The 18,630-nt window shown below is 72.6% G+C and carries 15 protein-coding genes; 4 read left to right on the top strand and 11 right to left on the bottom strand.

Translation table 11 applies throughout. From position 1 onward, the window contains the following. Positions 1–112 precede the first annotated feature (112 nt). The 7 genes from ACZ9QC_RS41390 to ACZ9QC_RS41360 all read right to left on the bottom strand — a co-directional run bounded on the left by ACZ9QC_RS41390 (position 113) and on the right by ACZ9QC_RS41360 (position 5,021). Complete coding sequence (locus ACZ9QC_RS41390; RefSeq protein WP_230218358.1) at positions 113–370, bottom strand: hypothetical protein; 258 nt, start codon at positions 368–370, stop codon at positions 113–115. Continuing rightward, the gene (locus ACZ9QC_RS41385; protein WP_472917835.1) at positions 357–698 is read right to left on the bottom strand and encodes a DUF6400 family protein; all 342 of its coding nucleotides are present in this window, start codon (positions 696–698) and stop codon (positions 357–359) included. The genes ACZ9QC_RS41390 and ACZ9QC_RS41385 overlap by 14 nt, the downstream gene beginning before the upstream one ends. 116 nt (positions 699–814) lie before the next feature. Further along, entirely contained in the window at positions 815–1,432 is a 618-nt protein-coding gene (locus tag ACZ9QC_RS41380) for a TOPRIM nucleotidyl transferase/hydrolase domain-containing protein (RefSeq protein ID WP_472917834.1), read from the bottom strand. 142 nt (positions 1,433–1,574) lie between these two features. After that, entirely contained in the window at positions 1,575–2,543 is a 969-nt protein-coding gene (locus ACZ9QC_RS41375; protein WP_472917833.1) for a TIGR01777 family oxidoreductase, read from the bottom strand. 169 nt (positions 2,544–2,712) lie between these two features. Then, complete coding sequence (locus ACZ9QC_RS41370) at positions 2,713–3,162, bottom strand: spore-associated protein (protein ID WP_472917832.1); 450 nt, start codon at positions 3,160–3,162, stop codon at positions 2,713–2,715. A 114-nt stretch (positions 3,163–3,276) separates the two neighbouring features. After that, positions 3,277–3,966 carry a M24 family metallopeptidase gene (locus tag ACZ9QC_RS41365; protein WP_472917831.1) on the bottom strand — a complete coding sequence of 230 codons (690 nt, stop codon included), beginning with the start codon at positions 3,964–3,966 and terminating at the stop codon, positions 3,277–3,279. Between the two features lie 89 nt (positions 3,967–4,055). Beyond that, entirely contained in the window at positions 4,056–5,021 is a 966-nt protein-coding gene (locus ACZ9QC_RS41360; RefSeq protein WP_472917830.1) for a D-2-hydroxyacid dehydrogenase family protein, read from the bottom strand. 621 nt (positions 5,022–5,642) lie between these two features. On the opposite strand from ACZ9QC_RS41360, the gene ACZ9QC_RS41355 reads away from it, so the two are divergent. Then, positions 5,643–6,032: a hypothetical protein gene (locus ACZ9QC_RS41355; RefSeq protein ID WP_472917829.1), complete on the top strand. Its 390-nt coding sequence runs from the start codon at positions 5,643–5,645 to the stop codon at positions 6,030–6,032. 28 nt (positions 6,033–6,060) lie between these two features. Here ACZ9QC_RS41355 and ACZ9QC_RS41350 read toward each other — a convergent pair whose 3' ends face one another. Both ACZ9QC_RS41350 and ACZ9QC_RS41345 read right to left on the bottom strand, forming a co-directional pair. Further along, positions 6,061–7,077 carry a hypothetical protein gene (locus ACZ9QC_RS41350; RefSeq protein ID WP_472917828.1) on the bottom strand — a complete coding sequence of 339 codons (1,017 nt, stop codon included), beginning with the start codon at positions 7,075–7,077 and terminating at the stop codon, positions 6,061–6,063. Further along, positions 7,074–8,723 (bottom strand): serine/threonine-protein kinase, encoded by a 1,650-nt coding sequence (locus ACZ9QC_RS41345; RefSeq protein WP_472917827.1) that lies wholly within the window; start codon positions 8,721–8,723, stop codon positions 7,074–7,076. The genes ACZ9QC_RS41350 and ACZ9QC_RS41345 overlap by 4 nt, the downstream gene beginning before the upstream one ends. 254 nt (positions 8,724–8,977) lie before the next feature. Between ACZ9QC_RS41345 and ACZ9QC_RS41340 the strand changes: the two genes are divergently transcribed. Together ACZ9QC_RS41340 and ACZ9QC_RS41335 are read left to right on the top strand one after the other, a co-directional pair. Then, a complete protein-coding gene (locus ACZ9QC_RS41340; RefSeq protein ID WP_472917826.1) occupies positions 8,978–9,439 on the top strand; it encodes a pyridoxamine 5'-phosphate oxidase family protein in 462 nt (153 codons plus the stop codon). Between the two features lie 131 nt (positions 9,440–9,570). Continuing rightward, the gene (locus ACZ9QC_RS41335; protein ID WP_472917825.1) at positions 9,571–10,815 is read left to right on the top strand and encodes an MFS transporter; all 1,245 of its coding nucleotides are present in this window, start codon (positions 9,571–9,573) and stop codon (positions 10,813–10,815) included. Positions 10,816–10,817: 2 nt separating this feature from the next. Here ACZ9QC_RS41335 and ACZ9QC_RS41330 read toward each other — a convergent pair whose 3' ends face one another. Together ACZ9QC_RS41330 and ACZ9QC_RS41325 are read right to left on the bottom strand one after the other, a co-directional pair. Continuing rightward, complete coding sequence (locus ACZ9QC_RS41330) at positions 10,818–12,005, bottom strand: cytochrome P450 (protein WP_472917824.1); 1,188 nt, start codon at positions 12,003–12,005, stop codon at positions 10,818–10,820. Next, positions 12,002–15,169, bottom strand: a complete 3,168-nt coding sequence (locus tag ACZ9QC_RS41325; RefSeq protein WP_472917823.1) for an amino acid adenylation domain-containing protein — start codon at positions 15,167–15,169, stop codon at positions 12,002–12,004. Before ACZ9QC_RS41325 ends, ACZ9QC_RS41330 begins: the two co-directional genes overlap by 4 nt. Positions 15,170–15,313: 144 nt before the next feature. On the opposite strand from ACZ9QC_RS41325, the gene ACZ9QC_RS41320 reads away from it, so the two are divergent. Continuing rightward, positions 15,314–18,610 carry a type I polyketide synthase gene (locus ACZ9QC_RS41320; protein ID WP_472917822.1) on the top strand — a complete coding sequence of 1,099 codons (3,297 nt, stop codon included), beginning with the start codon at positions 15,314–15,316 and terminating at the stop codon, positions 18,608–18,610. The last annotated feature ends 20 nt before the right edge of the window (positions 18,611–18,630 follow it).

Below are 18,630 nucleotides of genomic sequence, written 5' to 3'. Positions count from 1 at the left end.
GCCCTGCGCCGTCCCCGGCGACAGACGGTGAGGTCATCCGAAAGCGGGCGCCCCTGCGCCGTCCGGCCCCACCTGGCCGGCCCCGTCCCGTCGGTTCAGCGGCGGGGGCGGGTCAGTGGCGTCGCAGGCCGCTGCGGATGCGCTCCCAGGGGGTGCGGGTGGCGCCGAAGTGGGTCTCGTGGGCCCAGATGTGGGTGCACGACGGGCACTGCAGGTGCAGCAGGCTGCCGACGTTGGAGAGCAGATAGCGCCAGTGCGCGGAGCAGGTGCGGCCCTGCTCGCAGGTGGCGCACCCCTGGTGGTCGGCGCAGTTCGGGCAGGCCACCCAGGCGCGGCGCCCGATGTCGGCCTGCGGGTCAAGCGGCAGCATGACCGCCGCCGTCTTCCGGCCCGTCGCCCGGCAGCACACCGGCCGCGACCAGTTCGTCGTAGACCCGCCGCTGGTCGGCGTCGAGGCCGGAGTAGAGCAGTCGGTTCGCCGCCTGCTCGTCGCGCAGGGCCGCGACAGGGTCCCAGTCCGGGCCGAGGGCCTCCAGGACATGAGCGCGCCGGAGCATCTCGTGCGAGGTCAGGTCGATGTCCAGATCGACCGTCGGGGAGGCGTCGGGGCCGTCCGCGATGGGATGGCCCACCGCCTCGGGCTCGTCCGGATCGGGCTCGTCCGGTCCGCCGGGAAGGGCGCGGTCAAGGGGGGACATGCGACCGAACGTAGGTAGGCCCAGCGGGCCCGGGCAAGAGTAGGTGGGCGAAGTCACAGCAGGTCCGGGGCGCGCGGGCGGGCTCGGACCGGTCCGCGGGGCACGGTGCCCCCGCCTCAGAGGCGTGCGAAGAGATCGTTCAGCGGGGCGGGTACCTGCTCGGGGGTGAGGGCTTCGACCAGGAGGCGGCCGTAGCGGATCTTGCGCCCCTTCCTGGTGCTCATGAAGCGCCGCAGCTGCTGGTGCCGGGGGCGGCCGTGCTGTGCGGGCTGCTGCAGGAAGGTGTGCCAGGGGCGCGACTCGTCCTCGGCGTGGACGATCTCCTCGACCCGCTCGGGGCCCAGAGCGCGGATCAGTTCGTCCTCCAGGTCCGCCGAGCAGACGAAGACGGCGTGGCGCGGAGTCGAGTCCGGGGCGAGGCCCCGGTCGAAGAACGGCTTCTCGCGCTCGTCGCACAGACCGACGAGACGCAGGCCGAGGCCGGAGGGTCCGAGGCGCGCGGCATAGCGGCCGACGCTCATCGCCCCGCCCATCGACAGGACGCACACCCCCTCGGCGGCCAGGTCCCGGCCGCGGCGCTCGGCCAGCGCCTCGACGGCGGCGAGGTCGCTCAGCCCTTCCAGCAGGACGACCGTGTGCACCCCGAGCGGTTCCGCCAGTTCTCTCGCCGATCCGCCGGTGCCACCGCCCGCCCAGCGGGTGACCTCGTCCCGGAACACGCGCATGTCCACCATGCCTGGGAGTCTGCTACGCCGACCGACGCCACCGCACGCGATATTCGGGGTGCTGTCCGCCTTCATGCGCGGCGATCCGCTCCCGGACCGTGGGCGTCCGGTCAGCAGGTACCGGGAGCAGAACCGGCGGACCACGAGCCCGTCATGATTCCCGGCGGGGCACGGCGGATCGTCCCGATCGGGCCCGCCGCACGAGGGACGCCGCGGCGCTCTCCCAGTCGGGGTGCGTGAAGGAGAACCCGGCGGTGAGCAGCCGGCCCGGCACGACGCGGCGGCTCTTGAACAGCAGTTCCGTGTCCGAGCGCAGGGCGAACGCACCCAGCTCCGCCATCCAGCGGGTCGCCGGCAGTCCCACCGGGACGTGCCAGGCCGTGCGCAGCTGCCGCATGAACGCGCGATGCGGGAGGGGGTCGGGCGAGGCGAGGTTCACCGGCCCGTCGAGGTCGTCCCGGGCGATCAGGAACTCCACGGCCCGCACGAAGTCCTCGTCCTGGATCCAGGAGACGTACTGCGCGCCACCGGCCACCGGGCCGCCGAGCCCGAGCCGCACCAGTCGTGACAGCACGTCGAACACACCGCCCCGGTCCGGGCTCATCACCATGGCCGAACGCAGGGCCACCTTGCGGGTCGCGGGGGTCGGCGCCTCGGCCTGCGCCCGCTCCCAGTTCTGCGCGATCTCGACGCTGTACGCCCAGTAGTCGGGTACTCCGGGCTCGGAGCCGCCGATGGTGCCGGTCGCCTCGTCGTGGGGTGCGTCGAAGCGATGGGCGTAGACCGTCGCCGTACTCATCTGGAGCCAGACGCGCGGTGGCCTTGCGGCGGCGGCGATCGCCTCGCCGACGACCCGCGTCGAATCCACCCGGGAGTCCATCATGGCCCGCAGGTTCTCAGGGGTGTAGCGGCAGGAGACGCTGCGTCCGGCCAGGTTGATCACGACGTCGCAGCCGTCGATCGCCGTGGCCCAGGGGCCGAGCGTGGCCCCGTCCCAGCCGATGTCGTGGGCCCGCGTGGGGCGCCGGGTGACCACGGTGACCTGGTGACCCGCTGCTGTCAGCGCACGGTCGAGAACGGCACCGACCTGTCCGGTTCCCCCGGGCAGTACCACCTTCATCTGAGCCCCCTCGATCGGTTCGACCTCAGGGTAGCCCTTTTTGAACGTGTTCAACAACGCGCCGTGAGTCCCCGCGCCAGGTGCGTCTCAGGAGAGGCGGCCGGTTCGGGAACTCACGGCTCGGTGACGGGCGGCTCCACTGACCGGTCGAGTCAGTGGATCGGTCGGATCAGCGGATCTCGGTGACCCGCGTCTCCTTCAGGGAACCGCAGTTGGAGTTCTCCACCGACACGTACACGTTGTCGATGCTGCCGCCCCAGCTCACGCAGAAGCCCTTGCCGTAGACGTAGGCCGGCCCCGCGTACGAGGAGTAGTCGTCGGCGTCGCCCGCGTACTCGTCGGTGGCGGGGACGTAGATCCATGTGGACATGGGCTTGAGCGTGCCCGGGTTCTTGCGGATGGTCGCGACGCAGTTCTCGCCGTTCGAGGAGTTGTAGGTCAGGTAGACGGTGCCCAGCGAACCGACGGGCGCCGAGTTCACCGTCTTGTAGGCCTTGCCGCAGACACCCTGCGGGGTGACGTTGGGTGCGGCGGAGGCCGTCGTGGCGAACGCGGTCGAGGCGCCCACCGCCAGGGCGGCTAACGCCCCCACTGTCACGAGATTGCTTACCTTTCGCATATTTCCCCCTTGTAGCCATGAGAGCGCTTTGCTCTCACTGGATGTGACCCGCGAGAGGCGCGGATGGTTGCCCCGGTCTGCCATCGGGGTTCGCGGAGGGGGCGGAAGGCCCGGTCAGAGGGTGAGCAATTCCTCGTGAAAGCCGCCGAACTCGCCTGCGGGGTCGATGAGATGGATCTCCAGGATCCAGTGGCAGCGGCGTCCGGCCTTGTCGGTGCGGCGCAGCGGTGTGGTGTTGGCGGGGGTGATGTACGACTCCACGTCCGCGCCGTCGATCCGCTCGTGCGGGAACTCGCCGACCAGGTGGCCGGCGTGCCAGCCGCCCAGCTCCCACCCGGCCCCCGCGGCGAGCCGCTCCACCTCGGTGTACAGCCGCGCTCCGGTGATGTCCGGGTCGGCCTCGAAGAACGTCCGGCCCGCCGCGAAGACGCGGGGCAGGTCGTCGCGGAGGCGGTGCTTGACGGGGTCGTCGCCGAGGACGAAGGTCCGGCCGAAGTCGGCCTCGTACTCCTCGAAGATCGGACCGACGTCGGCGAACACGATGTCGTCGGCGGTGATCACCCGGTCCGGCGGGTTCTCCCGGTAGGGCTTCAGGGTGTTCGGGCCGGAGCGCACGATCCTCTTGTGCCAGTGCCGGGTGGTGCCGAACAGTTCGTTCGCCAGGTCCCGGATCCGGTCGCTGACCGCGCGTTCGCCCTCGCCGGGGGCGACGAGACCGCGCTCCTCCAACTCCGCGAAGAGCCGTACCGCCTTCGCCTGGGCATCCAGCAGCCGTGCCGCGCGTGTGGGCTCGTCGTCCGCCATGGGCCGACCGTAGTGAGAGAGATCGCCGTCGGCAACGGGGTTCCACCGACCGGCCTCGGGTGAGCCGTTGGCAGCGTTCGTGCCGGTGGCTACGCGCCCGCCAGCTGCCGGACGGGGGCGCCGGCGAGGAAGGCGGTGATGTCCTCCACGGCTTCCGCGTAGAAGGTGCGGTAGTTGCGCTCGGTGACATAGCCGAGGTGCGGGGTGGCGAGGACGTTGGGGAGGGTGCGGAAGGGGTCGTCCGCGGGGAGGGGCTCGCTGTCGAAGACGTCGAGGCCGGCGCCGGCGATCCAGCCCTCGCGCAGGGCGCGCAGCAGTGCCGTCCGGTCGACGATGGCGGCGCGGGATGTGTTGACGAGGTGGGCGTGCGGGCGCATGGCGCGCAGTTCCGGCTCCCCCAGCAGGCCCCGGGTGCGGTCGGACAGGACGAGGTGGACGGAGACGAAGTCGCTGCGGCCGAGGAGATCCTTCTTGTCCGCGGCGAGTCGAGCACCCGCCTCGGCCGCCCGCTCGGCGGTGAGGTTCTCGCTCCAGGCCAGGACCTCCATGCCGAAGGCGGTGGCGACGCGGGCCACCCGGGTGCCGATCTTGCCGAGTCCGAGCAGGCCGAGGGTGCGGCCGTGCAGGTCCTGGCCGACGGTGGACTGCCAGGGGCCGCCCTCGCGCAGGGCGCGGTTCTCGACGGTGACCTGCCGGGCGAGGCCGAGGAGAAGTGCCCAGGTCAGTTCGACGGGCGGGGTGGGGCTGCTCGCCGTCCCGCAGACGGTCACGCCCTGGGCCCGGGCCGCCGCGAGGTCGATGGAGGCGTTGCGCATGCCCGTGGTGATCAGCAGGCGGAGCCGGGGCAGTCGGCGCAGGAGGTCGGCGTCGAAAGGGGTGCGCTCCCGCATGGCCACGACGATCTCGCAGTCGGCGAGTTCGGCCACGAGCCGGTCCCGGTCGGCGATGTGCTCGCGGAGCGCGCGGACCTCGACGTGGCCGTCGAGAGGGCTCCAGTCGGCCAGGGTCAGGGCGGCGTCCTGGTAGTCGTCCAGCACGATGCAGTGGAGGGTCATGCGGACAGTCTGCCTTTCGCGGTGCCCCTCCAAGGGCGCGGGTGCGGGCGGCAGTCGGAGCGCGCGCCGGGGTGGGGTGGCCGAGAGGTGACCACCGGGCGGTAGGTGCGCCGGGAGCCGCTGTTCCCCGCGATCGGCGGGAACGACGGGACCGCCGCCTCGTGCGCAGCGTCGGTCCCTCGGGTCACGTGCCCGCCCTGGGCGAGATCTGTCGAAGACGGGCTCAGTTCCTCGGACGGTGGGAAGCGGCGTCGCCACGCACGAGTCCCCCCAAGTCCTGTGTGCCGCCGACCTGTTCGGCTCCCTGCGCAAGGCACACCGCATCGAGCGCGGACCCGGCCGGGCGTCTCGTGCGGACGGACCGGGCTGAGTCGTCCGGGAGCCGTGAGGCTCCCGGAGACCGGTGTTGTGGAGTACGCGTCATGGTCGGGGCGTCCCACGGGCGTCCCAGCTTCCCCGGAACGTGCCAGGCAGCGGCGGCCACGGCGTCCCACCGTCCCCCGGGCCCCGGTTCTCCTTGCTGAAAAGGATCATCGTCGGCAATGTCTGGTGCCCACCGGGCCTCTCCGCGATCACCGGAGACAGGGACCCGTGGCATCCCATCGACAGAAGGAAGCAGACATGCGCCTTTCCCTCAGCAAGCGCACTTTCGCCATGGTCGGCGCCATGGTCGCCGGCTCGGCGATCTTCGCCGCGCCCCAGGCCCACGCCGACTCCTACAAGGGTTGCGCGTACCCTCGCGTGTGCTTCTACCTCACGGCCGCCGACTGGGCGTCGCAGTCGCCGACCGCCGCGTACCAGGACGTCACCGACTACTACCAGAACCTGGGGTCGAGGAGCCGGGGCTCGGCCTATGTGTTCAACACCCGCAACGACGACCGGGTGATGCTCAGGTACCTCCGCAACGGCGTGACCGGCTACGAATGCATCGAGCCGAGCACGGGACGCCAGTACCCCTCCTATTTCACCGTGACCGGCGTCATGATCCAGAGCGCCTCCAGCTGCGACTGACGCGTCGCACGGCCGGTCGGGGACCCTCTCAGGAACAGTCGTAGGTGAAGCGGGTGGTGGCCTTGTGCGGGCCCGCGGTGAGGATGCGCAGTTCGGCCCGGGCCGTGCGGTGTCCCTCGCCCTGGAAGGTCCACCGCAGGTGCAGGCGTGCCTGACGCTGTCCCCGGACCATCACCTCTTCCAGGACGCCCGAGCGGGTCCCGTCGCTGCGGATCCAGCGGTACGAGAACGTGCCCGGACGGCCGTTCGTCGCGACGACGGCGACGATGTCCGCGGTGCTGTCGCACCGCAGGATCGTGGGCCGGGCCGTGACCGTCACCGCGTCGACCCGGAGGGGCGGCCCGAGCCGTTGCCAGGCGAGGAACGCGAGGACGCAGAGGAGCACCAGCACGGGCAGGGCGTGCCGGCGCAGCCGTCGGCGCCGGGGTACCGCGGGGGTCGGCGGCAGGGCGGGGAGCGTGCGGTGGGTTCGCTGCGCGACGACGTTGGTCACGCCGGGGCCGAAACGCAGCAGCGTGCCGTCGACGCGGTCGGGTGGCGTGGACCCGTTCGCCGGGGCCGTGGAGGGCTGTTCCACGGTCTCCTCGGCGACGGTCGTCTCGGCGAGCGTCGCCTCGGCGAGGGTGTCGTCGGTCTCGGGTCGCTGGATCCAGTGGCTGGCCAGCACGGTGGCGCTGTACTCCGCGGCGTACCCGGCGTCGGCGACATCCGCCTCGGCATCGGCATCGGCATCCGCATCGGCGGCGGCCTTGGGGACGCGGTCCTCGACGGGGCCGAGGTGGAGGGTGGACGCCGGGCCAAGGTCCACCGTGGTGGCGGGGGCCGGTCGCACGGTGGACGCCGGGCCGAGGTCCACGGTGGTGGCGGACTCGCCGGCGGTCGGGAGAACCTGGGTGTTCTCGTCGGCTTCCGGGCGCTCCGGCACCTGCGTGACGGCGTCGTCGATGCCCTCCACCAGCGTCACCGCATCGGGCAGCATCATCGTCGGCTCGTCGGCCCCCGTCGTCGGGCGCGCGGGTGTGCTGTCGTCGTTCTGAGTGGTCATCGGAGAACACACTGTCTGGTCAGGAGCTGCTGCGAGGCGCCGCCGTCCGCGGCGGTCGGGGTGGTCGTGGCCTGCACCGCCCAGTAGCAACCCTTGCCCCGGAAGGTGTGGTCGACGGTGAGCGTGTACTGGGTGGCGCCGCTGCGCCGGAAGGTCTGGGACGTGCCGTCCTGGGCGCCGTACTGTCCGCTCGCCTCGCCCACGAACCACGAGACGGTGACGGAGATCGGTCCGGTGCCGTCCGTGACGATGTCGATGGTCGCCGTGGCGGTCGCCGGGCCCGTCTGCCGGAATCCCGACACCGCCACATCCTTGACGGCGGGGTCCTTCACCGGGGTCGGGGAGGTCGTCGTCGGCGCCGGGGTGGTGGTCGCCGCGCCGGGCTCGGTCGTCTCCGTGGTCGCGTCCGTGGTGGCGGAGGACGAGGGTTCGGCGGTGGGGGTGGGCGCGTCGTCCGAGGGCGACGGGGTGGGGGACGGCGACTGATCGGCCGAGTCGGAGGGCGTGGGGGACGGGGAGGCGGAGTCCGTCGGGGGCGGCGGTGCAGCCGTGTCCGTACTCCCTTCGGCGCTGGTGGTGGCGAGGGCCTGGGCCACCTGACCGGTGCCGTCTCCGGGGGTGTGCTGGAGCCCGAAGGCGAGAACGGCTCCCAGGAGCAGCGCGGCACCGGAGACGAGCATGCCGGACCGGCCGGGCAGCCATGCCTGCGCGCCGCCTGGGGCCGGTTCCTGGTGCAGGACCGTACGGGCGGTGTCGGTGGTGGTTCCAGGGCTGCTGCGGGCCGAGGGCAGCAGCAACGGCAGCAGGGCCACCAGCGCGGCGAGCCGCCCACGGCCGCGTTCCTCCCACTCGGGCCCGTAGCCCGCGAGGGCGGCCGCCTCCAGTTCCCTGACGAACGCCTCGGCCTCCGCGGGCCGATCCTCCGGATCCTTGGCCAGCCCCCGGCGCACCAGCTCACGCACCGCCTCCGGCACCTCGTCGGCGGGAACGGGTGCGTCGACGTGCTGCAACGCGAGCGCCGCGAGGTTGTCGCCGCGGTACGGCTTGTGGCCGGTCAGGCATTCGAAGAAGGTGGCGGCGGCCGCGTACACGTCGGCGGCGGGAGAGGCGGGCGCCCCGGTCCACTGCTCCGGGGCCATGTAGGAGGGGGTTCCCGCCACGCCTTGGCTGGTGCCCGCGTCCACCGCGATGCCGAAGTCGACCAGCTTGGAGGATCCGTCCGGCGCGACCAGGACGTTCTCCGGCTTGTAATCGCGGTGGACGACGCCGACGCGGTGCGCGTCCGCCAGTCCGAGCAGTGATCCCTTGAGGATGACGAGCGCGGCCTCCGGGCCGAGCGGGGCCTCCCGCTTCAGCACGGCGCGCAACGAGACGCCGTCCACCAGCTCCATCACGATGGCGGCGCCGTCCGGGCCCTCCACGTACTCGTACAGCTCGGTGACGAAGGGGCTCTCCAGCCCGCCGAGGAGCCGCGCCTCGGTACGGAAGTCGCGTACGAAGCCCGGCCGACCGCGCAGCGACTCGCTGAGGTACTTGACGGCCACCGGCACGCCGGTCTCCTCGTGCACGGCGAGGACCACCCGCCCGCTCGCCCCGGACCCGAGCTCGACTGACTCGGTGTATCCGGGCAATGTCCATGTGTTCATTCCAGCCCCCCAAGGCCGCCGTGCGTCGAAGCCCCGCCCGCCGGCGAATCGCCAAGCCGCGCGATGAGAGACACATTTTCAGCCACTGCGGTTGCGGCGCCACCCTCTGCCGTCTGAGTGGGTAGGTCGGCGGCCTCGGCCTGAAGCGGACGGTCGTAGTCGCCGACGGGGCTGGGAGGAGGGTTCGTCGGTCGCCGGCCGTAGGTCCCGCGCCTCAGGCGTGGGTGGCCTGCGCACGGCTAGGGTCGGCCCTCATGGAGACCACGGGAGTCGTTCGCCGCCCGACCGCGGAGCGCGTGCGTGACACGCTGGACCGCCTCGTCACCGAGCGGGATGTGTGGGTGTCTACGGCTCACCCGGACCACGGGCCGCACCAGGTGCCGCTGTGGTTCTCGTGGGACGGGCGGGCGGTGTGGATGTGCACCGGCGCCGGTTCCGTGACCGTGCGGAACGTGCGGGAGGAGCCGCGCGTACGCCTGTCGCTGCCGGACACCCTCGACGTGGTGCTCCTCCAGGGGCAGGCGGAGTGCTTCCCCGACGAGGGGGTGCCCGAAGCAGCGGCGCGGGCGTTCGCCGACAAGTTCGGGTGGGATCCGCGCGGGGAAGAGGGGTCCTTCGTGTACGTCCGCGTGGTCCCGGCGACCGTGCGCGCCTGGCGCGGCGAGCCGGAACTACGCGGGAGGGTCATCATGCGCGACGGCGTGTGGCTGCCCTGACGGCTGGCAGCGCGGGCCGCCGCTCCTGTCAGCGAGGGGATGGCCGGGGCGGCACGGCGCCCTTGCTTTGGCAGGTACTGCACAACAAAGCTTGCCGGGCCCGTACTCGCCGACCGTGATGGAGTCGCGCCGTGCCCCGCCTGATCCCGGACACCCGGCCGCAACGCGTGCTCGCTGCCTCGAACTTCGTCTACACCATCGGCAGCGGTCTCTATCTGACCGCCGGAGTCCTGTACTTCACGCAGGCGGTGCGCCTTCCGGCGGACCAGGTGGGGCTCGGTCTCGGACTGGCGGGTCTGGTCGCGCTGGCCCTGGGTGTCACGGTCGGTCATCTGGCGGACAGGTTCGGGGCGCGCGGCGTGTTCGCGGTCACCCTCACGGTGCAGGCCGCGGCCACGGCCGGTTTCGTACTGGCGGACAGCTTCTGGCCGTTCGTGCTCGCGGTCTGCGCGGCGGCGGGGGCGAAGACGGCGGGGACGGCCGCCCGGTCCCCGCTCATCAGGCACTACGGAGGGGACCGGCCGCAGGAGTTCCGCGCCTATCTGCGCGCGGTGACCAACCTCGGCATCTCCCTCGGCGCCGTGCTGGCAGGCTGGGTGGTGCAGCTGGGCACGCTCACCGCCTACCAGCTGATGGTCGTCGGCAACGCGATCGCGTTCGTGTTCGCGGCGGCGGTCCTGGTCCTCCTCCCGCCGGTCGCGCCGCTTCCCGCAGTCGACGGGCCCCGCTGGACCGCGCTGCGCGATCGCCCCTATCTGCTGCTCACCGCCGTGGACGGCGTGATGGCCGTGCAGTTCAAGGTGCTCACCGTGGGCATCCCGCTCTGGCTGGTCGGCGCCACCACGGCGCCGCACTGGCTGATCTCGGGCACCATCCTCACCAGCACCGTCATCGTCATCGCCTTCCAGGTGCGGGCCAGCCGCAGCGTCGTCTCCCCCGCCGCCGGCGGCGACGCCTACCGCCGGGCGGGCGCGGCCTTCCTCGTCTCCTGCTCGCTGATCTCGCTGGCGGCGGGCATACCGGCGTGGGCCGCCGCGGCCCTGCTCCTCACGGCCGCGGTGATCCACACGATCGGCGAACTGTGGTACTCCGCCGCGGGCTTCGAGGTGTCCTTCGCCCTCGCCCCGCGACACGCCACGGGGCAGTACCTGGGCGTGTTCGGCCTGGGCGCGGGGCTGGCCGACGCCCTCGGACCGGCCCTGATCATCTCGCTCTGCATCACCTGGGGCCGCCCCGGGTGGTACGTGGTCGGGGGCCTGTTCGCCCTGACCGGCCTGGCCGCGCCGTTCGCCGTCCGCCGGGCGGAACACCGGCAGCGCGCCCGCCTGACGGAGCCCGGCCCCGCGGAGAACGCGCCGGCGGCCGGGCCCGCGTGACCTCAGCGGGCGATCAGGCGCACGGTGGCGTGAGCGGGGCCGTTGACCGTGATCGAGCGCAGCGGCTCCGCGTCCCCGACGAGTTCGACGACGGCGACCCGCTCGACCAGCGTCTCCAGGAGCATCCGGGTCTGGTGGCGCGCCATGGTGCTGCCGATGCAGACGTGTTCGCCCGTGCCCAGGGCCAGATGACGGTTGGGCTGTCTGCCGAGGTCGAAGCGGTCGGGGTCAGGGAACACCGACTCGTCGCGGTTGGCGGACGGGATCCACAGCACGACGCGGTCGCCGGCGGCGATCCGCCGGTCCCCGAGGACCGTGTCCGCGGTGGCCGTCCGCATGCTGTGCGTGGCGCTGCTGGTCCATCGCAGCACCTCCTCCGCGGCGGTCCTGACGAGTTCGTCGTCCCGCTCCCGCACCAGCCGTTCCCACTGCCGTGGGTGCGCGGCGAGGGCGAGGATCCCGGCGGCCATGGACAGACCGGCGTTCTCCGACGCTCCGACGAGGTTCTCGACACCCAGCAGGATCTCGGTCTCGGTCGACAGTTCGCCCTGCACCTCCTCGGTGACGAACCTGCTCATCGCGTCGTCGGCGGGTTCCTCCATCCGCGCGTACATCAGATCGATGAAGTACCGCATGAGGGGGAGGTGGCTGGTGAGTGGCCTGCCGGATGCGAACGCCTCCGTGATCCAGGTCAGCAACCGCTCCCGGTCCCGTGACGGCACGCCGAGGAGTCTTCCGATGTTGAGGCCGGAGAGCCGGGCGCCGATGTCGTGGACGACGTCGCAGGTGCCCGACTCGACGGCACGCGTCACCACCGAGCGGATCTCGGCGCGCAGCTCGTCCGCCAGTGAGCGGGCGCACCGCTCACTGAACCGGTCGGCCAGCTGCCCGCGCAGGGCGCGGTGCCGGGGCGGGTCGGTGAGGGCCATGGTGAGGCCGCTGCCGGGGTCCTCCCCCAGCTCGGTCGGCCGTAGCAGCACGCCCCGGGCGGAGCTGAAGACGGCCGGGTTCTGGTACACGTCCCGGATGTCCGCGTACCGGGTGAGCGACCAGAAGCCCGGCAGGTCGCCCGGTTCGTGCCAGTGGACCGGTGCGTGCCGTCTCATCCAGCGCCACACCTCGTGCACCTCGCCGGAGGCGTGCAGCTCCGGGTCGACGACACCGGCGGGGTCGCAGGTCACCACGGTCATGAGAGGGCTCCGGTCGCGATGCAGGTCAGACGGTCGTGGAAGCCGTCGAGCAGTTTCCGGGCGGTGACGTCGGCGACGGCTTCGCGTCGGTAGGACAGGACCACGTCGAGGGCGCCGTCCGCGTCCGGCCACACCTCCAGGTGCAGCTCCAGCGGGAGGGCCGGGTACGGCTGGCGCAGATGCGTGGAGACGACGCCGGGGAGGTCGAGTCGGGGTGGCGGGTTGTCCTGGAGGGCGAAGAGGGTCTGGAACACCGGCGGTCGCCCCGGGGTCGTCGTGGCGCCCTCGGCGACGGCCGTGAAGGGGACGGCGCCCCGGCCGAAGGCCTGGTGGACCAGCCGTCCGGTCTCCCGTATGCCGTCGTCGCCGCCGACCGTGGCCGCGCCGCGCAGGCGCACCGGCACCATGTCGATCAGGCAGCCGACAGCGCGGTCCAGCTCGGGGAGGGTGCGTTCGGCCACGGGGACGCCCACCGCGAAGTCCCGCTGACCGCAGATCTCGGCCAGTGTGTCGGCCCAGGCCGCCAGCAGCACCACGAATCTGCTCGTTCCGAGCGCCGTGCCCCGCGCGTCGAGACCTGCCGCGAGAGGGCCGGGTACGGACCTGTCGAGGTGGCACGTGCCGCTCTCGCCGGGGCCGGGCGGTTCGGGCCAGCGGAGCTCGGGCACGTCCCGGAACTCCTGCCGTGCCCGCGCCGTACGCGCCGCCGGATCCGTCACGGCGGTGGCCGCCGCCGTCAGCGCCGTCCGTTCGGCCAGGGTGGGCGGGACGGGGCCCGGCTCGCGTCCGGCGTAGGCGTCCGACAGGTCGCGGGCCAGGACGGACTCCGACCGTCCGTCGAAGACGATGTGGTGGACCAGGACCCCGAAGAGCCAGCCGCCCCGGTCGGTCACCGGGACCAGCGCGGTGCGCCACAGGTCGGCGTCCCGCGGTTCGAGGGGCTCCGCGAAGAGCGCCCGCAGCGCGACGACCGCCTCGTCGAGGGTCGGCCGGGCGTCCAGCAGTTCCAGGGGCGGGGCGGGGACGTCGGTGACCTCGGCCCGCGGCCGGGGGTCCACACGGAAGGCGGTGCGCAGGCTCTGGTGCCGCTGGTGGACGGCGGCGACGGCCGCCTCCAGGGCGTCCGGGTCGAGCCGGTCGTCGAGGTGCCACGTCATCAGGCAGTACTGGGACAGGTCCTGGGGCGCCGTCAGATGGCGGGTTAGGAAGACCAGTTCCATGGGGGTCGGCGGGATGTCACCGTGCTGCGGTGGCGCGACGACGTCGGGGGCCGGCGTCGACCGCAGCCAGGTGCCGAGGCGTTCGGCCGACGGGTTCTCGTACAGGCTCGACAGGGGAACCGGGCGACCGGTGTGTCTTCCGATTCGGGTGCAGGCGCGGGCGGCTTGGAGCGAGGAGCCGCCGAGCTCGAAGAACGGGGTGTGCGGTGGCACGGAGCGCCGGCCCAGTACCGCGGCGAACGCCTGGGACACGAGGCGGACGAGCGGGTCGTCGACGGGGCCGTGGTGGGTTTCGTCCGGCACGTCGGGCAGGGTCGCGAGCAGGGCCTTGTCGTCCAGCTTGCCGGTGCCGGTCAGGGGGAAGACGTCCACGACGGCGACGGCGGCGGGACGTTGGTGCGCGGGCAGATGGCGGGCGAGCACCGCCGACACGTCAGCGAGGACGTGTTCGGTCACTTCCGCGGGGACGTGTTCGGTCACTTCCGCGAGGGCGTGCGTCGGCGCGTCCGCGGAGACGTCGGCATGTGTGCCCGTAGGCCCATCCGCGACTACGCCGGTCGGGGCTTCCGGCGGTGCGCCGACGGGCCGGTGCGGTACGCAGAAGGCGACCAGGTCGAAGGCGCCGTCGAGTTCGTTCCAGCGGGGGACCACCCGGCAGTCGGCGACGGAAGGGACCAGGTCGACGATCTGCCGCTCCACCTCGCTCGGTTCGACACGGTTGCCCCGGACCTTGACCTGCCGGTCGAGCCGCCCGTGGAACTCCATGATCCCGTTCTCGTCGAGGACTCCCAGGTCTCCGGTGCGGTACAGGCGGACCCGTTCACCGAGGATGTCGACGTCCGTGAACTTCTCGGCCGTGAGGGCCGGTTCACCGAGGTAGCCGTGGGCCAGGCCGTCGCCCGCGACGCAGATCTCGCCCGGCTCCCCGGGAGCGCAGGGCCGGTCGCCCTGGAGGACGAAGACGGAGGTGCCGGGCACCGGCCGGCCGAGCGGGATGCCGCCCGGGCGGGCGGTGTCCGCGACGGTGACGCGGTGGGTGGTGGTGAACACCGTGCTCTCGACCGGGCCGTAGCCGTTGATGAGGGCCGTGCCGGGGAACCGGTCGAGGAAGCGGCCGACGTGGCGGGCGGACAGGCGTTCACCGCCGATCATCAGCTGGGACAGGCCGCTCAGCGCGGAGAGGTCCTCGTCGACGATCAGGTTGAACAGGCTGCTGGTCAGCCACACCGTGTTCACCCCGCGGTCGGTGACCAGCGCCCGCAGGGACTCGGCCGTCAGGAACGGCTCGTCGATCAGGACACAGGTGCCGCCGTTGTGGAGCGCGGCCCAGAGTTCGAGGGAGAACGCGTCCCATGGCGGTGCCGCCGCGAGGGGGACGACCGTGTCCCGGTCGAAGCGGGCGAAGGTGCCGGGCCGGAAGAGCCGCGCCGTGGCACGGTGCGGGCTCACCACTGCCTTGGGCCGTCCCGTGGTGCCGGACGTGAAGAACACACAGCAGGCGTCGCTGTCCCGCACCGTCACGGCGGCGCGGCGGGCGTGACTCTGCCCCGGGCTCTCGTCGGACGAGGACCACGGCGGTGCGGAGAACCGCACCGCCGTGCCCGGTCGGACGACCACGAGGGGCGGGCGGAGCCGGTCGACCACGGCGTCGAGACGGGTGGCCGGCCAGTCGGGATCGAGCAACGCGTAGGCGGCGCCGCATTTGAGGACGGCGAGCAGGGCGACGACCAGGTCCACGGAGCGCGGCATCAGGATCGGCACGACATGCCCCGGCGCGACACCAGCGGCGGCGAGCCGGTCGGCCCATCCCTCGGCACGGGCGTCCAATTCCCCGTAGGAGACCTGGGTGTTTCCCGCAATGAGGGCCGGGCGGCGCGGTTGAGCGGCCGCCCACGCGGCGAAGACATCGTGCAGTCCTTCCCCCGGCGATTCCCTCGACTGCAACTCGTCGACCCCCTTCGCAATCAGCGGCGTCCGACGTTGCCATGTCTGATCGTTTCCTGCCAACCTCCTTTTCCCAAAATAGGGTTGAGACTGCCTGCATCATGAATATGATCACGAGGCGACACGGCACCTACGCAGCATCTGATGGAATATCCGATTTCCAACGGCATGATGGGGGACGTTGTGACGAGTCGGGATCGTTCCCTGGACGTCGCGGTGATCGGTATGGCGGCACGGTTACCGGGTCCCCGGGAAATGGACGAGTGGTGGGACTCGCAACTCCGGGGCCGTGTGCACAGCCGGAGATACACGCGGGAGGAGTTGCTCGCGGCAGGCGTACCCGCCGCGTTGGCCTCCGACCCGGACTATGTGCCCGTGCGTGGTCATCTCGACGACTGGGACCGTTTCGACCACGACTTCTTCCAGATCCGCGGTCGTGAGGCGGAGCTGATGGACCCCCAGCATCGCTGGATGCTGGAGGTCGCGCACAACGCCCTCGCGGACGCCGGGGTTCCGCCCCGCGACGACACCCTGGTGACCAGCGTCTACGCGTCGATGACCGGCAGCGGCTACATGCGCGCCATGGTCCGTGGCGGCCATCTCGACCCCGGCCTGCTGGACGACGTGATCCATGGGACCGAGCCGGACTTCATGGCGAGCCGCGTGGCCTACCGGCTCGGCCTGACCGGGCCCGCCTTCGCCGTGCAGACGGCGTGCTCCTCCTCCCTCGTGGCCGTGCACCTGGCCGTGCAGGCGCTGCTCGGCGGTGACTGCGACCAGGCCCTGGTGGTGGGGGCCGGGTTCGGCTACCCCCAGGCGGGCCATCTGCACCAGCCGGGGGGCGTGCTGTCCGCGACGGGGGTCTGCCGTCCGTTCGACCGGTACGCGGACGGGGTGATCGCCGGTTCGGGCGCGGGCGCGGTGGTGCTGCGCCGGCTGTCGGACGTCACCGACGACGACCCCGAACCGTACGGTGTCATCCTGGGCAGCGCGATCAACAACGACGGTCACGCGAAGGCCGGTTACTACGCGCCCTCCGCGGCGGGGCAGCGACGGGTCATCGGCGCGGCACTGGACACGGCCGAGGTCGACGGCGGCTCCATCGGCTTCCTGGAGGCCCACGGCACGGGCACCCGGATCGGGGACCCGATCGAGTGGACGGCGGCCGACGCCGCGCTGCGCGAGGGCGGGGCCCGGCCGGGCAGCGTGGCGGTGGGCGCACTGAAGGCGAGCGTCGGCCACCTCGACGCCGCCGCGGGAGTCGCCGCGCTGATCAGGGCCCTGCTCGTGGTGCGCAACGGCGTGATCCCGCCCGTCGCGGGGTTCACCGAGGCCAACCCCCTGCTGGAGACCGAGGGCTGCCCCCTGTACATCCCCACGGAGGCTGTCCCGTGGCCCGGCGACGGGCCGCGACGCGCCGGGGTGAGCGCGTTCGGCATCGGCGGCACCAACGCCCATGTCGTGATCGAACAAGCACCGCCACGGGAGCCCTCCACCCTGGGGATGGGCACCCCGGGCGAGTCGGCCGCCCAGGGGGCCGGGCTGGTGCTGGTGCCGGGCGGCCCCGAGGCAGCGACCGCGCGCGGAACAGCCGGCCCCAGGGTTGTTGCCTCCCACGAGTGGGCCCGCGGGGAGGCACGCACGAAGGTCCTCGCGGAGGCTCTCGCGGAGGACCTCGGGCCGCACGGAACCGCCGCTTCCGAGGCGGCCCGGACACCGCCCCGGCCGGCCACCCCCTCCCCCGCGCGGGAGCCGCGGGAACCGCGTGAGCGGCTCGTGTTGTTGTCGGCGGGTGACTCCGAGGCGCTCGACCGGATGGTGGACGGGCTGGCCGTTCATCTCCGGAAGCACGATCCGGATCTCGGTGAGGTCTGCGGCACGCTGGTCAACGGGCGCCCGGCCCTGGGCGAGCGGCTGGCCGTCACGGGCCGCACGAGTGCCGAGGTCGCCGAGCGCCTCGCCGCCCGGGCCGGGACCTCCCGGGGCACCGTGCCCATGGCCGGCGGCCCCGCCCCGGTGGTCCTCCTCTTTCCCGGCGGCGGTACCCAACGCCCGGGAATGGCCGCGCCCTTCACCGCCCTCCCCGGTTTCGGCCCGGCGCTCGACCGGTGCCTCGACGCTTTCGACTCACCGTTGGCCGCGAGGATCCGGCAGGCCGTCCGCGACCCGGACTTCCCCGCCGACGAGCTGAACCGGCCCGCGCTGGCACAGCCGGCGCTCTTCGCCGTCGGCCACGCGGCGGCGACCGCGCTCGAGGAGCTGGGGGTCCGGCCCGCAGCGGTGTGCGGACACAGTTCCGGCGAGATCACCGCCGCCGCGGTCGCCGGCGTCCTCGGGCTGGAGGACGCGGCCGCGTTCATCACGGCGCGGGGCCGGGCCATGCAGGACTGCCCCGAGGGCGCGATGGTGGCCATCGGGGCGGATGTGAAACAGGCGCTGGCGCTCGCCGAGGAGTGGGGCCTCGACCTCGACGTGGCCGCGGTGAACGGACCGGACTCCTGTGTCCTGGGAGGTCCGGCCGAGCAGGTCGACGAGTATCTGCGACGGATCGGCGACACCTGCTTCGTCCGGCGTCTGCGCTACTCCCACGCCGGCCACTCCCGTCTGATCGAGCCCGCGTTGCCCGCGCTCGGCCGGGCGATGTCGCGGATCGCACTGCGGCCGTCCGCCCTTCCGATCGCGCTCAACGAGTCGGGCCGGGTCGTCGCGGCCGGTACGGTCCTGCCGCCCGACACGTTCGTCACGCAGGTCAGACGGCCCGTGCTGTTCGGCGCGGCCCTCGACGCGCTGGCCGAGCACGTCCCGGACGCCGTGGCCGTGGAGATCGGTCCGGGACGCCCCCTGTCGCCGTCGGCCGAGGCCGCCGGACTGCCGGTGGTCGCGCTGGACCGGGCCAGGGACACACCGGCGTCGACGGTGCTCGCCGGTGTGGGCGCGCTGTGGACACTGGGCCAGCCGGTCGCGGTGGACGGGCTGACCGGCGAGGGCCGCAGGGCCCGGCTGCCCGGCTATCCCTTCCGGGGCCCGCGCACGGTGGCCCGCGAGGCACTCGCCTCGGCCGAGGAGCCGCCCCGCGGCGCGACGCCGCAACCATCACCCGCGACACAGGAACCACCGGCCGCCGCGACGCAGGTACCGCCGGCCGGAGCACCGCGTCCCGCGGCCGGAGCACCGCAACCACCGGCCGGTGAGCACCCGGCGCCCGTCGACGCGACCGAGGGAGTGACCCGGATCTGGGCGGAACTGCTCGGCCGGGACGATTTCCCGGCGGACGCCGACTTCTTCAAGGAAGGCGGTGACTCCCTGCTGATCACCCGGCTCATCCGGAGGGTGAACACGGAGTTCGAGATCCGTGTCCCCGTACGCGAGATGCTGGCCCGAAGAACTCTGGACGGTCATATCGCGGTGGTTCACCGAATCCAGGACGAATCCACCCGCTGAACGCATTCCCAACCACGGGC

The organism is Streptomyces sp. HUAS MS02, assembly GCF_055702265.1.
Note: the sequence above shows the minus strand (reverse complement) of the source record. Positions and strands in the feature narration are given on the sequence as shown.

Coding starts and splice junctions, on each gene's coding strand:
- ACZ9QC_RS41390 (WP_230218358.1), bottom strand. CDS start 370: ATGCTGCCGCTTGACCCGCAGGCCGACATCGGGCGCCGCGCCTGGGTG.
- ACZ9QC_RS41385 (WP_472917835.1), bottom strand. CDS start 698: ATGTCCCCCCTTGACCGCGCCCTTCCCGGCGGACCGGACGAGCCCGAT.
- ACZ9QC_RS41380 (WP_472917834.1), bottom strand. CDS start 1,432: ATGGTGGACATGCGCGTGTTCCGGGACGAGGTCACCCGCTGGGCGGGC.
- ACZ9QC_RS41375 (WP_472917833.1), bottom strand. CDS start 2,543: ATGAAGGTGGTACTGCCCGGGGGAACCGGACAGGTCGGTGCCGTTCTC.
- ACZ9QC_RS41370 (WP_472917832.1), bottom strand. CDS start 3,162: ATGCGAAAGGTAAGCAATCTCGTGACAGTGGGGGCGTTAGCCGCCCTG.
- ACZ9QC_RS41365 (WP_472917831.1), bottom strand. CDS start 3,966: ATGGCGGACGACGAGCCCACACGCGCGGCACGGCTGCTGGATGCCCAG.
- ACZ9QC_RS41360 (WP_472917830.1), bottom strand. CDS start 5,021: ATGACCCTCCACTGCATCGTGCTGGACGACTACCAGGACGCCGCCCTG.
- ACZ9QC_RS41355 (WP_472917829.1), top strand. CDS start 5,643: ATGCGCCTTTCCCTCAGCAAGCGCACTTTCGCCATGGTCGGCGCCATG.
- ACZ9QC_RS41350 (WP_472917828.1), bottom strand. CDS start 7,077: ATGACCACTCAGAACGACGACAGCACACCCGCGCGCCCGACGACGGGG.
- ACZ9QC_RS41345 (WP_472917827.1), bottom strand. CDS start 8,723: ATGAACACATGGACATTGCCCGGATACACCGAGTCAGTCGAGCTCGGG.
- ACZ9QC_RS41340 (WP_472917826.1), top strand. CDS start 8,978: ATGGAGACCACGGGAGTCGTTCGCCGCCCGACCGCGGAGCGCGTGCGT.
- ACZ9QC_RS41330 (WP_472917824.1), bottom strand. CDS start 12,005: ATGACCGTGGTGACCTGCGACCCCGCCGGTGTCGTCGACCCGGAGCTG.
- ACZ9QC_RS41320 (WP_472917822.1), top strand. CDS start 15,314: ATGGAATATCCGATTTCCAACGGCATGATGGGGGACGTTGTGACGAGT.